The following is a 15,498-nucleotide window of genomic DNA, read 5'->3' as shown; positions in this document are numbered from 1 at the left end:
TTGAAAAAGGGGGAAATTTTTATTTGCACTTTTGCGCAACAAGCTGTCTTCTCATATAAGCAATTTTACTTTGTAGAGGCAATTCTTTAGGACAATTATCCTCACAAGCAAGCAAAGACATACAGCCAAACACCCCATCATCATCACCGACAAGCTCGTAAAAATCTTCTACGCTTCTGTGGTCGTGTGGGTCTTGCAAATATCTAGCTGTGCGTAAAAGCCCTGTCGCAGCAATGAAATTTGGACGCATTAACTTAGTTGCACACGAAGCAACACAAATGCCACACTCTATACATCTATCAAGCTCAAATGTTTCATCAGCTACTTCAGGCTCGATGCGCTCTTCAATTTTAGAAATATCAGTTTCTTTTTCATTATGCACCCAGCTTTCCACTCTTTTACACATATCCTCAAACCACTCGCCCGTATTAACACTTAAATCCTTAATGTGTCTAAACGCTGGCATAGGCATAAGCTCAATAACGCCATCAGGATAGTCTTTAGTCAAAGTTTTACAAGCAAGCTTTGGAACGCCATTAATCATCATCGCACAGCTTCCGCAAATTCCAGCTCTACAAACAAAGTCAAAACTCAAATCTGCGTCCATTTTTTCACGGATCTGAGTGAGGCACACAAAAACAGTCATAAAAGGAGTTTCTTCAAGCTCATAAGTTACAAAATGTGGCTTTGAAATTTTACTTAAAGGATTATATTTAAACGCCTTTATGGTTAATTTTCTACTCATAATCAACTCCTATTCTTTGATTTGGTGCTTTGTATTTATCTTGAAGCTCATAAGGCATTAAAGCATTTTGAATTTCGTAACGCCCCTTGCCCTCACTCTCCATTTTTTCGCGTATCGCATCTACTTCAGCCTGACGCTTTTCACTTAAAGGATTTTCTATAATGTTGCCCTTTGCCCCGTATCCTCTAAATGCTGGCGGCATTTCCATCTTCATAATGTCAAGCTCATCATATTCAACCTTAGGCAAGGTCTCACCCTCAACCCAGTAGGTTAGCGTTCTCTTCATCCAATTTAAATCATCTCTCTTTGGATAATCTTCTCTATAATGCGCTCCACGACTTTCTGTTCTTAAAAGAGCTCCATAAGCCACACACAAAGCAACTTTTAACATTCTTGGCACTCTATAAGCTTCTTCAAGCTCAGGATTTGCAGCATTTAATTCTTTGCAATGCACTTTAACATTTAAAGATTTTTTATAAAGCTCTTCAAGCTCATTAACTGCCTCTTTTAAGCCCTCACCCGTTCTAAAGATGGCAACCTTATCCCACATTACCTCTTTCATTCTATTTTTAATTTCAAAGACATCATTTTGCCCTTCTTTATCAACTAAAGATTTAAGGTATTGATATTCTTTGCTTAAAAAGTCTTTGACGACATTAGTATCTACAATTTCACCATTATTTTTACAATAATCCGCAAAATAATCGCCCACTATCATACCTGCAACAACTGTCTCTGCGCAAGAATTTCCACCCAAACGGTTAAAGCCGTGCATATCCCAACAAGCCGCTTCACCACAAGCAAAAAGTCCATCAAGCCACTGACTCTCACCTGTTGGCTTAGTGCGAATTCCACCCATAGAGTAATGCTGCATAGGAAGCACAGGAGCCCAGCCCTTAGGACCTTCGTCTGCTGGGTCTATGCCATTAAAGGTTTTACAAATGTCTTGAACATCGCGTAAATTCTTCTCAACATGTGCCCTACCCAAAATGGAAATATCGAGCCACAAGTGGTCACCATAAGGACTCTTCACACCTTTGCCCTTACGGATATGCTCCATCATCCTACGGCTTACCACATCACGACTTGCAAGCTCTTTTTTCTCAGGTTCATAATCAGGCATAAAGCGGTAACCATCCACATCACGCAAAATTCCGCCATCACCACGACAACCCTCAGTCAGCAAAATTCCACTTGGCACGATAGGAGTTGGGTGAAACTGCACGGCTTCCATATTAGAAAGTCTGCAAAGTCCTGTCTCAAGAGCGATTGCCGCACCTGTTCCCTCGCAAATAACGGCATTTGTGGTTTGCTTATAAATTCTACCATAGCCTCCCGTTGCTATCATAGTTCCCCTTGCTATATAGGCGATAAGCTGTCCGTTGGTTAAATCCCTAGCAATAACACCTAAACATTTCTTGCCATCGTGGATAATCCTCACAGCTTCCATTCTATCAATAACTTTAACCTGATGTTTAATTGCTTCATTTGCCACGCCATAAAGCATACAATGTCCTGTTGCATCAGCGATATAACAGGTTCTCCATTTTTTAGTTCCACCAAAATCTCTCGCATTAATAAGTCCGTGCGCTTCTTCTTTTTCTTCAATCACGGTTTTCTGCGCGTTAATTACCACTGTTCTTGGACCCTTTGTAACCCTACTCCAAGGCACACCCCAAGCCGCAAGCTCTCTAACTGCTTTTGGTGCAGTTTGAGCAAACATTCTTGCCACTTCTTGGTCGCATCCCCAGTCTGAGCCTTTTACCGTGTCAGCAAAGTGCAAATCCTCATTATCGCCCTCGCCTTTAGCCCCATTTCCAAGACTCGCTTGCATACCACCTTGCACGGCTGCAGAGTGAGAACGCTTCACGGGACAAATGCTTAAAAGTGTTACGCTTTGTCCGCTCTTAGCCACCTCAATCGCCGCTCTAAGTCCAGCTAGACCGCCGCCTATTACTAAAGCATCACTATATTGTATATTCATAATTTGCTCCATTATAAGTTTTAATCATTGCACTTTGTGCTTGATTTTGGTAATTTTCATATCCAATTTTTGCAAATGCGGCAAGGGATAATACGCCTAAAACTAGGAAAAATACACTAATAACCCATTTCGCCATTTTAAGTTTTTTACGACTTTCTTTAGCATTTTTACCCTCAAACCAACCCCACTTAACACAAAGTCTGTAAAGTCCTATGCTTCCGTGAAGTTCGACACAAATAAGCAAAACAATATAAAAAAGCCACATAAAGTGATTAATCACCCTTTCGCCCGACATATCACCACTGATTTTATCGGCATTTGTGATAATGAAGATAAGATGAGCTGAACCCAAAAAAAACATTACAAAACCCGTAAAAGCTTGAACCCACCAAAGTGTAGTATCCTCGTGCTTCATCTTCTTTGCGTGAGTTCTTAAAAGCTGATATTGACGAAAATTGATAGGAAATTTTCTCATAGCCAAACCCGCATGCACGATAAAAATAATCAAAACACAGGCTGCAAGAAATGAGGTAATATAACTCATCATAGGGTTATCATATACAAATTTCAACTCTAAAAAATGCACCACAGAGTTGAAAAAATCTTCGCTCACCAAAATGGTAGAGACAAAAATCATATGTAACCACATAAAAAGCCCCAAAAAAAGCCCCGTAGCACTCTGGATAAAATCCAGTTTTGCAGGCATTTTGCTTTTTTTGCCCTCAATGCTCTTACCCAAATAACCTTCGATAAGATCACTCATCTTTTCTCCTTAAAATATGAAATTTAAAAACTATTAATTATAAATTTATTAGCCTTTAAAATACTTTAATTTTTTTTTTTTCAAAAAAGTATAAAAAATTAAAGCTCCCACAAACATTAATAAGCTTAAAATTTGTCCCATACTAAGCCCAAATGCTACAAATCCTATCCCAAAATCAGGCTCTCTATAAAACTCGCATATAAAACGCGCCAAAGAATAAGCTGCCGCATAAGCAACTATAAGTTCTCCCTCAAAACTTTGCTTCAATTTAAGCAAATAAACAATGATAAAAACAACAATTCCTTCCAAAAATGCCTCATAAAGCTGAGAAGGATGTCGCAATATCCCATCTACATAAATCCCCCAAGCCACATCAGTAACGCGACCAAATAACTCTTGATTAAGAAAATTTCCTACACGCCCAAAAACATAAGCCAAAGGAACACTTAAAGCCACTACATCAAGATAAAGCCAAAGTCTTTGTTTATATTTTTTACAAAAAAGAAAAGTTGCCAACAAAAAACCTACAATAGCTCCGTGATAACTCATACCGCGAATGCCTACAAATTCGCCATTAATATCAAAAGGATTAAAAATCTGCCAAGGATTTGTAAGATAATAAAGGGTATTAGAATCATAAATTAAAATATAACCAAGCCTAGCACCTAAAATCACACCAAGCTCCACCCAAATAAAATAATTATCCAAATGTTTTTCTTCTATGTTTAGGTTAAATTTCTTTACAAAAAATTTTGCCAAAAATAAAGCTAAAATCAAAGCTATCGCATACATAATGCCATACCAATGCACTTTAAAACCAAAAACATTAAAAGCTACTACATCAAAATTTGCGTAGATATTTTGCCAAATTTCCATATTTAAATCCAAATTTTTTAAAGAAAATATAACAAAAAACTTTAAACTTATTATATAATTTACTCAAAATTTAAAAATTGAGGATTAGAGATGAAAAAAATGATTTTACTTAGTACAACTTTACTTTTTATAGCTTGTTCCAACACAAGTTCAAATTTTGTAAATGTATCTATGCCTAATTTTAAACCTCAAAGTCCTACTCAAATTCAAACAACAAACTCTGGCATCAAAATTGCCTTAAAGCCTTTAATTATGGAGCAAAATAACAATTATTCGGATAATTTTGAAAACTCTGTGCTTAGAATTCGCATTGATAAAGAAAATGAGCTTTTAAAGCAAAACTTGGAAGAGCAAATTAAGGTCATCGCTCAACTTAGAGGTTATGAGATAGATAATGAAAATCCCGATTATACGCTCAAAGGTAGGATTAAAATTTTTATTGAAGAAAAAGAAGTTCAAAAAACAAGTGAGTGGCTTAATGGAGATTCCATAGATTCTAAGCTCGGTTTGAAATTTGAAGGCAAAATGGAATTTGCCGATGCACATAATCCACAAAATACTACCAACATTTCAAGCGATACAAAGCTCGATTCTTTAGTGCAACTAACTTATCCTATTAAAAGTGGTGAGGGGGTGGGAATGTTTAAAACCACGCTTAGTAATGTTCCAACTCAGCTAAACAAAGGTTTAGAACGCCCTGCTTTTGAAATCGATAAAGCCTATTTAGCTTTTTATAAAAATACCCTAAATTCTCTTCACAAAAACCTCCCAAAAGCCACAGACTTGGGTAAAAGTGAGCCACAAAATGTAAAAGAGTATAACGAATTTATCAATGAAAGTTTTAGTGAAGAAAATCCTAGCAAACAAAGCCATAATGAAAAAGAAAACCACACACAAAAGACATCGACAACAAACCAAACGGAAGATGGGGTTATTATTTTCGAATAACTCATCATTTAAGATAATAAGCGATTTGCTCTTTCTTTAAAATGCGTATAAGGTTACTCGTTCCCTCCACCCCTGTTGGGAAACCTGCGCTTAAAATGTAACATTTGCTTTCGTTCATAAAGCCTTTCTCTACACTTAACTTCACAGAATCTTTAAGCAATTTCGTCAATTCATCGCTTTTATTAACCAAAATGGCAGGATTAACCCCCCAAACTATACTAAGAAAATTTAGAGTTTTCTCACAATGTGCTATGGCGATAATTTCTATATTTGGACGGTAGCGTGCAATTTTAATGGCAGATTTACCACTACTAGTAAGGGCAAAAATTGCATCTGCATTTAAATCCATAGCCAAATGGGTTCCTGATTGCATAATCTTATCCGTATCGTCAAGATAGTCAAAAGAACCAAATTTATTGTAAGGATAATTTTTCTCCACTTCCACTATCGTCTTACACATTACATCTACGGCATTTGCAGGGTCAATCCCTACCGCACTTTCTTCGCTTAACATCACCGCATCCGTTCCATCTAAAACGGCATTTGCCACATCAGAAATTTCAGCCCTTGTGGCTGTTTTAGCTTTTGCAAGGGAAAAAAGCATTTGCGTTGCTGTAATTACAGGCTTTGAAGCATTATTTGCCTTTTGAATAATCGTCTTTTGTATGTTTGGCACTTTATAATAAGGCACCTCAATCCCCAAATCTCCACGAGCCACCATAATACCATCACTTGAAGCGATAATCTCATCGATATTTTCCACAGCATCAAATTTTTCAATCTTAGCAAAAATAGCAATCTTTGCCCCATTTTGCACTAAAATTTCCCTCACTTCATCGATATCGTGAGCGTTTTGCACGAAGGAAATAGCAAGAAAATCGACAGAATTTTCAATACCCCAAAGCAAATCCTCCCTATCCTTTTGTGTAATCACATCAATATTAATACGCGTATTAGGAAAATTAATGCCCTTATTAGAATTTAAAAAGCCATCATTTTCAATCACACTTTGAATAAAATTTGCATTAACATCCACAATCTTCGCACGGATACTGCCATCATAAAGATAAACATATTCTCCAACCTTTAGCATATTTAAAATATCACTTTGATTAATGCTTAATTTATAATGTGCATCTCCAAGCCTCTCCCCAACTATCACCCCACGATAAAAATCTAGCCTATCACCTTTCTTAAGCTCAAAAGGCTCTTTAAGCTCACCCGTTCGAATTTTAGGACCGCTAATATCTTGAAGTACCCCAACTCTTGCATTAAGCTCACTAGCAACCTTGCGAATTTTGTCCAAATTAGCCTTATGATATGCGTGTGTTCCGTGAGAAAAATTCAGTCTAAAAACATTAACCCCATTAATTATCATTTGTCGTAAAACATCTTCGCCCTCACTAGCAGGACCCACAGTTGCAACAATCTTAGTTTTTTTAAGCATTCTTAACCTCATAATAATTCTGTGCTAAATTTATCCTCATCAAATTTAGCACCCAAATAATCACAAACCATCTTTGCGTCTCTTTCGGCATTACCAAGACAACTTGTCGCACCAGGACTTGGAGTCATATTAAAAATAATGCCCTCGACTTCATTTATACTAGCCTCGCCTAGCATAAGCTCTCTTTTTGTTTTGTCGATGACCTGCGGACGCACCCCACCAAACCCCTTAGCATAATAAAGCTGCTCGGCTTTTAAACTTGGGACAATTTTCCTTGCATTTTTCACAAATAATTTTTTATTGATGAAAGGCAACTCATATAAATAATTATAAAGTATATAATTTCTAATCGTAGAGTCTTTAAACATACCCAAACTAACACTTAGCACAACTCTATCAAGCTTTAAAGCTTCGAAAAATTCTGGCACAGATTTTAAACCCTTATAGCGCTCAAGCTTAGGAATTACCAAAGCAGTAGGACCAAAACGCGTATTCATATCAGCCATCAAATCAGGGTCTCCGTGCAATGCCGCAAATGGAAGTTTAGGGTTTTGCACCATATAAACCTTACCATTTAAAAGCTTTTGTTTTGTAAGATAAAAACTACCTGCCACAGGCCAACAAGACTTATCAAGCCCTAAACCCATTTTATGAGCAAGATATAAAGAGTGTGCACCTGCATTTACCACAACAGTTTTGGCCTTATATTCTTTAAAATTTGCCGTTCTTATAGTAAAAATTCCATCATTTTTAGAGATATGCACAACCTCTTCATTAAATGCCACCAAAGTGTTTTTACCCTGCTTTTGTCCCTCTTCAACCAAGCTCTCACTCATTTTGGCAAAATCAACAGTTGTAAAAACCTCTCCCGCTTCAACACCCATAGCGACAATATTTTCTTTTCTATCACTAACACCATCTTCACCTAAAACCACCTTAGGTTCAATTTGCTTAATTTTTTCTTTATCAAAAAAACGAATATAAGAATAAAGTTCCTTAAATTCCTCATAGCGTTCTTTCATATACTTACATTCCACATCGCCCACAGCTAAAGCCATTTTTTGATGCGAAAACATAAATTTATTTTGCGCATTTTGCAAAAGTCCATATTTAACTATCATATCAGCTGTGCGTTTAACCTTATGTGCTTTTTCTATGGTGTAATTTGTTTCTATATCACCACAATGTATGGTTTGGGAATTACTTGTGCTTTTGCTGTTTATGGTCGCTGGGGCGTGATATTTTTCAATTAATGCGATGTTTTTAATATTTGTATATCTAGCAAGCTCATAAAATAAAGCTGCACCAGAAATTCCAGCTCCTACAACCAACACATCAAATTCTTGCTGGCTCATTTGTTTTCCTTGAGATAATTTATTTCTTTACAAAGTAAAAGTGTAGTCCATTTTATTTTATAAAAAAATAAAAGTTATAAAAGCTCAAATTCTATGGGTAAAATAGTAACATCTATAAATTTAAAATGCGAGGATTTTCACAAATGAGCTTTTTCATCCCTCTAAAAATCAATAATTTATCATAAATGGCATTTTCAAAAAAGTTTGCTAAAAACTGCCCATCTCCACCCGTAAAATATAATTTTTCATTTTTTGCCACATCTTTAATTAATAAATAAATTCCCTTAAAAACAGCATAACTTAAAGCATCACTCGTTTTTTGCGGAAAGGCATCAAAACTAATTTGGGTATTAAATTCACTTTTTAAACGAGGGGAAATGTGAGCGTAAATTTTTTTGTAATTAGCAATACCCGGCAATATAAAACCACCCAAATGGATAAAATTTGAAACCAAATCCACAGTAATAGCACTTCCAGCATCCACAACTACACCATCGCTTATAGTATAACAAGCTGCAATCCTATCTACACCAAGCCCTTGATAAATAGTATCAAAAGTAAAATAAGGCTCAAGATTGATAAAATGACTTTGTGAAGACAAATGGGCTTTAAGTTTCTCATTAACATTAATGTAATATATCTTTTGTGTGCTTTTAAATTCCAAAAACTGCTCTATGCTTAGAGTAAAATACTTATTTTCATCTAAAAAATTGGCACTAGAATTTCCTATATCACACAAAAGCATTAATGCTAAAACCTTTCATTTGTAAATAAGCTTTTGCTTTAGAACAAAGCGAAGAATTTAAATTAAAAGAAAATTTGGCTTCCTTAATGCCATATTTTTCTAAAATTTTAGAACATAAATGCTCTAAAAATATCGCATCTTTTAGTAAAAACCGCGCTTTACCCGTGTAAGTAAAAATCAAATTTCCCCCACTCAAAACGCAAGAATAACTTCTCTTCTTAGTAAATTCGCTTAAATTCATAGCTTTATAAAACTTTATCTAAATCTAAAATATAGCTATCGTAATAAAATTTATTTCTGTCCATAAAGGACTTTTTATCAATCGCACCCTCTAACTTAAAAATTTTTACATCCTCAAGCTCCACATCACACTTAATTAAAAAGCCCATTTTTTCAAAAATATATAAAGAATTTTCATAAATACTTGCCTTATTAAAAATAGCAAATTCAAACTTTTTTTCATTAAGCTTTCTTAATTCAAAATCTGTTTTTACGACACTTCCATCTTTTCCTAAAATAAAAATTGCATTTTTATCTACAAGCACTTCCTTGATGTCCGTATCTAAATAAAAAGTTTTAGTTGGTGTTACAACTATAATTTTCTTCCCACTTGCAGCTATCATCTTATCATCTAAAACGCTTAAATGAATAATATTATTAAAGAAATCTTGTGCCGAAACAACCACATCTTTTACTATTTGAGAAGATACTCTAGAAAATATCATGAGCTTTCCGTCTAAAGTTGGATAGACAATCAACTCTCCTAAAAATATAGGTGCAGCAAAACGATTATCTTGTGCTATAGCTTGGGTAAAAGTCTTAGAAAATTTCACCCCCAAACTACGGTTTGCTAGGACGATAGTGTTATTTGCCAAAACCAAAGCAATGTCATCTCCATTTAAAGCTACACTCAACACACTTGCATCAAATTTATGCGTATAAAGCTCTTCTTTATCTGCATTTAAAATCTTTAAATTTCCATCATTATCCGCAATGACAAATTCACCATCTTGATAATGCAATAACATATAGTCTTTTTCTAGCTTAAAATCTAAAATTCCCTCATTTTTAAAAATAGCCTTATCATCACTCAACTTAGCCGAAGCAATATTATAATCAACAATCTTAGCCCTTAAATTCTCACTAGAATTTAACACTCCATCTTCATAGCTTGGTGTAAAATACTGCCTTTTTGTGCCGCAAGCACAAAGTAAGAAAAGACAAAATAAAGCAACTATAACATTTTTCATTGTGATATACCTTGATAATGTTTAAGATTTTTGGCGATTTGTTCTAAAGGCGAATTAGGCTTAATTTGGGAAAGGATAATATTTGCCTCTTCTATCTTCTTTTGCTCCAAAAGTGTATAAGCTTCTAGGATTTTAGCATAATCTTTTAAAAAGACCGATTTTTCATTATTAGCCAACGCTAAAATATCTCGAAACAAAGGCTCAAGTTTTTCGTCCTTACTCAATGTGCTAAGTTCTTTTAAAATTTGCGTATCGTTAGGATTTTTATCCAAATTTTGCATTAAAAAAATGGCATAAAGGTTAGGATTTTTATCTTTCAACTGCTCCAAAAGCATTTTATCTTCAGGCTTAAGTAATAAATTTGTATAAATTTCATTACTTTCCTCTATGCTACTTTGCTTCATAGTGTCCATAATAAAACTTACGACCAACCACAAAACTAAAATAATTACAAAACTCACAAGATAAAGTTTATATTTGCGTATAAACCTCTCTCCCTTAATAAAATTTTCCAAAAACTGCTCTTCTGTATTAAGCTCAGTTTTTATCGCTTTTAAATTTTCCTTTAATGCCAAAATATATCCTTTGATTTTTATAAGAATTTTAGTTGGGATTGTATCATAATAAATGCAAAATATTCTAAACAAATTAAGCCTTTTATGCTATAATTTGGCAAAAAATTTACAAAAATGAGGGTTTATAAATGCAAATCGATGAAAAACTTCTTAATAAACTTGAAAAACTTAGCGCCTTGAAAATTAGCGAGGAAAAAAGACAGAGCGTTATAAATGAATTAAGCGAAATAGTCAATTTTGTCGATAGGTTAAACACTTTGGATTTAAGTCAAAACCAAGCCACAATAAGCACACTAAAAGGTGGAACACCCCTAAGAGTTGATAAAGAAAAAACTGCCGAAGTTATAGAAAATGTGCTAAAAAATTCACCAAGCCACGAAGGAAGATTTTTCTCCGTGCCAAAAATTATAGAGTGATTAACCCATCATTTTTATACTTTGTGTAAAATGTGTTCCAAAATGATATTTTTAAGGTAAGAATAAGATGAATTTTTATTGGTTTGATGCTTTCATTATAGGATTTACTTTGTTACTAGGACTTAAAGGAATTCTAAATGGATTATTTAAGGAAATTTTTGGACTTTTGGGCATAGTGGGTGGAGTTTTTATCGCTTCAAAATACGCTAATGACGGTGCTTCTTTTATACAAAATACTTTTTATAAAATTGAGAACGAATCTCTAGCCTCTTTCGCCGGTTTTTTGGCGATTTTAGTCATTTTTTGGATTGTTTGTTTGCTACTTGGAAATTTTTTAGCCAAACTCATCAAACTTAGCGGTTTGGGCTTTTTAGATAAAATAGGTGGTTTTTTATTTGGCGGCGCTAAAGTTTTTTTGATTTTTGCCATCTTAGTTTTTTGTGTCGCTAGGATAGATTTTTTAAATGATAAGTTGGAAAATTTTGCTAAAGATAGCTACACCTTAAATTTGCTGAAAGACACAGGTGCTTTTATAATGAATCAACCTTTAGCAGAGCAAAGCTTAAAAGAAACGGAACAAAACTTGAAAGAAAATTTAGAAAACATCTCTAATGAAACTCAAGGACAATAGATGTTAATGGAAAATTTAGAATACGATGTTTTGCTTGAAAAATTTAAGAAAACTTTACGCGAGGGCGGACTTAAATACACGAAACAAAGAGAAATTTTGCTAAAAACGCTCTATCATAGCGATATGCACTATACTCCAGAGAGCTTATATATGGAGATAAAACAAGCAGAGCCCAATTCTAATGTCGGCATAGCCACGGTTTATAGGACACTCAATTTGCTAGAGGAAGCCGAAATGGTAACCTCAATATCTTTTGGTTCCGCCGGTAAAAAATACGAACTTGCCAATAAACCCCACCACGACCATATGATTTGCAAGGTTTGCGGAAAAATTATAGAATTTGAAAATCCCATTATAGAAAGACAGCAGTCTCTAATAGCTAACGAGCATCGTTTTAAACTTACGGGACATTTAATGCAGCTTTATGGAATTTGCAGCGATTGTAATTATAAAACAAAGGTAAAAATATAAATGTTTGATAGTGTTTTAGAACAACAAAGATTAGCCAAAGCGACAGAACTTAAAGTAGCTGGGATTAACCCCTATCCCCATTTCTTGCAAAAGGAACTAAGCATCAAAGAATTTAAGGATAAATTCGCCTATGTTGCCCAAAAAGAAGAAAAAAGAGATGAAAGTGTCCTTGTAAGCGTAGCTGGACGACTGAAGCTTTTAAGAGTGGCGGGAAAGTCTATATTTGCAAATATAGAAGATGAAAGCGAAAATATACAAATTTACTTTTCAAAAGATAGTTTGGGAGAAGATAAATTTAATCTTTTTAAGAAAAATTTAGAAGTGGGCGATATCATCTTAGCTAAAGGCTACCCTTTCTTGACAAAAATGGGAGAATTTAGTCTGCATATAAGCGAATTAATCCTTGCGACAAAAAGCATTGTGCCTTTACCGGAAAAATATCACGGATTAGTAGATATAGAGCAAAGATATCGTAAGCGTTATGTGGATATGATTATGAATGCAAATGTTAGAAAAGACTTTTTAACGCGTTCTAAAATCGTCAGTATTATTAGGCATTTTTTTGAAGAAAAAGGATTTTTAGAAGTCGAAACTCCTATGATGCACCCAATCGCAGGTGGCGCAAATGCTAAGCCTTTTGTTACCTTTCATAATGCACTAGGGGTTGAAAGATTTTTAAGAATAGCTCCTGAACTTCATTTAAAAAGATTAATTGTTGGAGGGTTTGAAGCTGTTTTTGAAATCAATCGTTGTTTTAGAAATGAAGGAATGGATTTGACACATAATCCTGAATTTACTACAATTGAGTTTTACTGGGCGTATCATAACTATGAAGATTTAATGGATTTAACAGAAGAGCTTTTTGCCCTACTTTTAGAAAAATTAAACCTAAAAACAAAGATAGAATTTGATGATAAAATTATCGATTTTTCTAAACCTTTTGAAAGGATTACTTACAAAGAAGCTTTGCAAAAATATGGAAATTTGAGTAAGGATTTAATAGAAAGCAAAGAACAAATTTTAAATAAACTTAAAAGCGATGGTTTTGAAGCAAATGAAAAATTAGATTTAGGACATTTACAAGCGGAGCTTTTTGATAATTATGTTGAGGATAAATTAATTAATCCTACTTTCATTGTAGATTTTCCTATATCTATAAGCCCTCTTTCAAGACGCAACGAAAAAGATGAAAATATAGCGGAACGCTTTGAACTTTTTATAGCGGGAAAAGAAATCGCCAATGGCTTTAATGAGCTAAACGACCCGCTCGACCAATATGAAAGATTTTTAAAACAAATCGAAGCTAAAAATGCCGGAGATGAAGAGGCTTGCGAGATGGATGAGGACTTTGTCAATGCGCTAGGTTATGGTATGGCACCAACTGCTGGTGAGGGTATAGGCATAGATAGGCTTGTAATGCTTTTGACTGGGAAAAAATCAATTCGCGATGTAATTTTATTTCCAGCGATGCGTCCATTAAAATTAGAACTTAAGGAGGATAAAAAATGAGTTTAGAACAATTTGATGAAGAAATTTATCAACTCACCAATGCAGAATTAAAGCGTCAATGTGATGGGCTAGAAATGATAGCAAGTGAGAATTTTACTCTACCTGAAGTGATGGAAGTGATGGGTAGCATTTTGACAAATAAATATGCTGAGGGCTACCCTGGCAAAAGATATTATGGAGGCTGTGAAATAGTCGATGAAATAGAAAATATCGCAATAGAAAGATGTAAAAAACTCTTTAATTGTGCTTTTGCTAATGTTCAGCCTAATTCAGGCTCTCAAGCTAATCAGGGTGTTTATGCCGCTTTGCTTAACGCAGGTGATAGAATTTTGGGTATGGACTTAAGCCACGGAGGACACCTGACGCACGGAGCTAAGGTAAGTAGTTCTGGTAAAATGTATGAAAGCTTTTTTTACGGCGTTGAACTTGATGGGCGTATTAATTATGAGAAAGTAAGAGAAATTGCTCATATCGTTAAGCCTAAACTTATCGTCTGCGGGGCAAGTGCGTATGCTAGGATTATTGACTTTGCAAAATTTAGAGAAATAGCTGATGAAGTTGGTGCTTATCTTTTTGCAGATATTGCACATATCGCAGGACTTGTCGTAGCAGGTGAACATCCTAGTCCTTTTCCTCACGCTCACATTGTAAGCTCAACCACACATAAAACTTTAAGAGGACCTAGAGGTGGGATTATTATGAGTAACGATGAAGAAATAGCAAAAAAAATCAACTCAGCTATTTTTCCCGGAATTCAAGGAGGTCCCCTAATGCATGTCATCGCCGCTAAGGCAGTAGGCTTTAAATTTAACCTAAGTGCCGAGTGGAAAGACTATGCTAAACAAGTCGTGCAAAATGCTAAAGTTTTAGCTAAGATTTTAATGGAAAGAAATTTTAAACTTGTTAGCGATGGCACAGATAATCATCTTGTTTTAATGAGCTTTTTGGATAGAGAATTTAGTGGAAAAGATGCAGACTTGGCTCTAGGAAATGCTGGTATCACTGCTAATAAAAATACCGTTCCCGGTGAAGTGCGTAGTCCTTTTGTAACGAGTGGATTAAGACTTGGCACACCAGCACTTACCGCGAGAGGTTTTAAGGAAAAAGAAATTGAAATGGTGGCACATTGCATTGCAAATATTTTAGATGATATCAACAATACAAATTTGCAAATAAGCACAAAAAAAGAGCTTGAAAACCTTGCGAGTAATTTCATCATTTATCCAAAGGCTATGTTTTGATTTCTACTATGGATATGTCGCTTATAAAGATGATAAGCGACCATTATTATATTAAACGAGATAGGATAGTAAGCAAATGTGAGCATAGAGGTAGATATTTCTTCAATAAATTTGAAAGAGTTGATGCACCTTTAAATGCAAATGTTTTAAGAGAACACGCTAGTAAAAAAATTGTAGTAGCTCACGACCTTATCACGAAAGATAATAAGGTCGAAAATATCGTCTTTGATTATAATGGCTTTAACGCCGAAAGATTTTGGCATAGAGCGCAACTCATCTTGCGTGAGGAGGGCTTCATTAACTTTACAGCCTATAAAACCAAAACTCCCGGACATCTACATCTTTATATCCATAAAGGACATACGGCTTTGAATGAAGGATATTCTCTAGCTTCTAAACTTTCTATGATGTTTGCTAGTAAAATGCCTGTGGAATGGAAAGTTTTTCCAAGTATGGATATGCCAAGGGATTTTAACATTTTAGTGGTGCCTTACGAGGTTTATCAAAAAGAACGCGGTAGCTCGTGGTCTAAACATATGTAA

17 protein-coding genes are annotated in these 15,498 nt (G+C 34.8%); 7 read left to right on the top strand and 10 right to left on the bottom strand.

Annotation, left to right across the window (positions count from 1 at the left end; all coding sequences use genetic code 11):
* Positions 1-19: 19 nt before the first annotated feature.
* From CHELV3228_RS03830 to lgt, 4 genes are read right to left on the bottom strand one after another with little or no spacing between them, the layout of a single operon-like run.
* Complete coding sequence (locus tag CHELV3228_RS03830) at positions 20-745, bottom strand: fumarate reductase iron-sulfur subunit (protein ID WP_004276551.1); 726 nt, start codon at positions 743-745, stop codon at positions 20-22.
* A complete protein-coding gene (locus CHELV3228_RS03825; RefSeq protein WP_082199604.1) occupies positions 738-2,729 on the bottom strand; it encodes a fumarate reductase flavoprotein subunit in 1,992 nt (663 codons plus the stop codon). The genes CHELV3228_RS03830 and CHELV3228_RS03825 overlap by 8 nt, the downstream gene beginning before the upstream one ends.
* The gene (locus CHELV3228_RS03820; protein WP_082199603.1) at positions 2,713-3,492 is read right to left on the bottom strand and encodes a fumarate reductase cytochrome b subunit; all 780 of its coding nucleotides are present in this window, start codon (positions 3,490-3,492) and stop codon (positions 2,713-2,715) included. The genes CHELV3228_RS03825 and CHELV3228_RS03820 overlap by 17 nt, the downstream gene beginning before the upstream one ends.
* A 48-nt stretch (positions 3,493-3,540) precedes the next feature.
* Positions 3,541-4,368 carry a prolipoprotein diacylglyceryl transferase gene (lgt, locus tag CHELV3228_RS03815; RefSeq protein WP_082199602.1) on the bottom strand — a complete coding sequence of 276 codons (828 nt, stop codon included), beginning with the start codon at positions 4,366-4,368 and terminating at the stop codon, positions 3,541-3,543.
* Positions 4,369-4,458: 90 nt separating this feature from the next.
* Here lgt and CHELV3228_RS03810 point away from each other — a divergent pair, with 90 nt between their 5' ends.
* Positions 4,459-5,316, top strand: coding sequence for a hypothetical protein (locus tag CHELV3228_RS03810; RefSeq protein ID WP_082199601.1), 858 nt, complete (start codon positions 4,459-4,461; stop codon positions 5,314-5,316).
* Between the two features lie 4 nt (positions 5,317-5,320).
* Here the strand turns inward: CHELV3228_RS03810 and pyk are convergent, their stop codons facing one another.
* The 6 genes from pyk to CHELV3228_RS03780 all read right to left on the bottom strand — a co-directional run bounded on the left by pyk (position 5,321) and on the right by CHELV3228_RS03780 (position 10,688).
* Positions 5,321-6,763 (bottom strand): pyruvate kinase, encoded by a 1,443-nt coding sequence (gene pyk / locus CHELV3228_RS03805; RefSeq protein ID WP_082199600.1) that lies wholly within the window; start codon positions 6,761-6,763, stop codon positions 5,321-5,323.
* Positions 6,764-6,771: 8 nt separating this feature from the next.
* Positions 6,772-8,118, bottom strand: coding sequence for an FAD-dependent oxidoreductase (locus CHELV3228_RS03800; RefSeq protein ID WP_082199599.1), 1,347 nt, complete (start codon positions 8,116-8,118; stop codon positions 6,772-6,774).
* 112 nt (positions 8,119-8,230) lie between these two features.
* Positions 8,231-8,863 (bottom strand): type III pantothenate kinase, encoded by a 633-nt coding sequence (locus CHELV3228_RS03795; protein ID WP_082199598.1) that lies wholly within the window; start codon positions 8,861-8,863, stop codon positions 8,231-8,233.
* Positions 8,850-9,104 carry a hypothetical protein gene (locus CHELV3228_RS03790; RefSeq protein ID WP_082199597.1) on the bottom strand — a complete coding sequence of 85 codons (255 nt, stop codon included), beginning with the start codon at positions 9,102-9,104 and terminating at the stop codon, positions 8,850-8,852. The genes CHELV3228_RS03795 and CHELV3228_RS03790 overlap by 14 nt, the downstream gene beginning before the upstream one ends.
* A 4-nt stretch (positions 9,105-9,108) precedes the next feature.
* Positions 9,109-10,113: a hypothetical protein gene (locus CHELV3228_RS03785; protein ID WP_082199596.1), complete on the bottom strand. Its 1,005-nt coding sequence runs from the start codon at positions 10,111-10,113 to the stop codon at positions 9,109-9,111.
* Positions 10,110-10,688 carry a hypothetical protein gene (locus CHELV3228_RS03780; protein ID WP_082200742.1) on the bottom strand — a complete coding sequence of 193 codons (579 nt, stop codon included), beginning with the start codon at positions 10,686-10,688 and terminating at the stop codon, positions 10,110-10,112. The genes CHELV3228_RS03785 and CHELV3228_RS03780 overlap by 4 nt, the downstream gene beginning before the upstream one ends.
* Positions 10,689-10,816: 128 nt before the next feature.
* Between CHELV3228_RS03780 and gatC the strand changes: the two genes are divergently transcribed.
* The 6 genes from gatC (at position 10,817) to CHELV3228_RS03750 (ending at position 15,498) form a co-directional block, all read left to right on the top strand.
* Entirely contained in the window at positions 10,817-11,104 is a 288-nt protein-coding gene (gatC, locus tag CHELV3228_RS03775) for an Asp-tRNA(Asn)/Glu-tRNA(Gln) amidotransferase subunit GatC (protein ID WP_082199595.1), read from the top strand.
* A gap of 67 nt (positions 11,105-11,171) precedes the next feature.
* Positions 11,172-11,735: a CvpA family protein gene (locus CHELV3228_RS03770; protein ID WP_082199594.1), complete on the top strand. Its 564-nt coding sequence runs from the start codon at positions 11,172-11,174 to the stop codon at positions 11,733-11,735.
* A complete protein-coding gene (locus CHELV3228_RS03765; RefSeq protein ID WP_082199593.1) occupies positions 11,736-12,206 on the top strand; it encodes a Fur family transcriptional regulator in 471 nt (156 codons plus the stop codon).
* Positions 12,207-13,715, top strand: a complete 1,509-nt coding sequence (gene lysS / locus CHELV3228_RS03760) for a lysine--tRNA ligase (RefSeq protein ID WP_082199592.1) — start codon at positions 12,207-12,209, stop codon at positions 13,713-13,715.
* Positions 13,712-14,956, top strand: coding sequence for a serine hydroxymethyltransferase (locus CHELV3228_RS03755; RefSeq protein WP_082199591.1), 1,245 nt, complete (start codon positions 13,712-13,714; stop codon positions 14,954-14,956). Before lysS ends, CHELV3228_RS03755 begins: the two co-directional genes overlap by 4 nt.
* Positions 14,953-15,498: a DUF1882 domain-containing protein gene (locus CHELV3228_RS03750; protein WP_082199590.1), complete on the top strand. Its 546-nt coding sequence runs from the start codon at positions 14,953-14,955 to the stop codon at positions 15,496-15,498. The genes CHELV3228_RS03755 and CHELV3228_RS03750 overlap by 4 nt, the downstream gene beginning before the upstream one ends.

This window comes from Campylobacter helveticus (genome assembly GCF_002080395.1).
In the GTDB taxonomy this organism is placed as follows: domain Bacteria; phylum Campylobacterota; class Campylobacteria; order Campylobacterales; family Campylobacteraceae; genus Campylobacter_D; species Campylobacter_D helveticus.
This window is presented reverse-complemented; position numbering and strand designations above follow the sequence as displayed.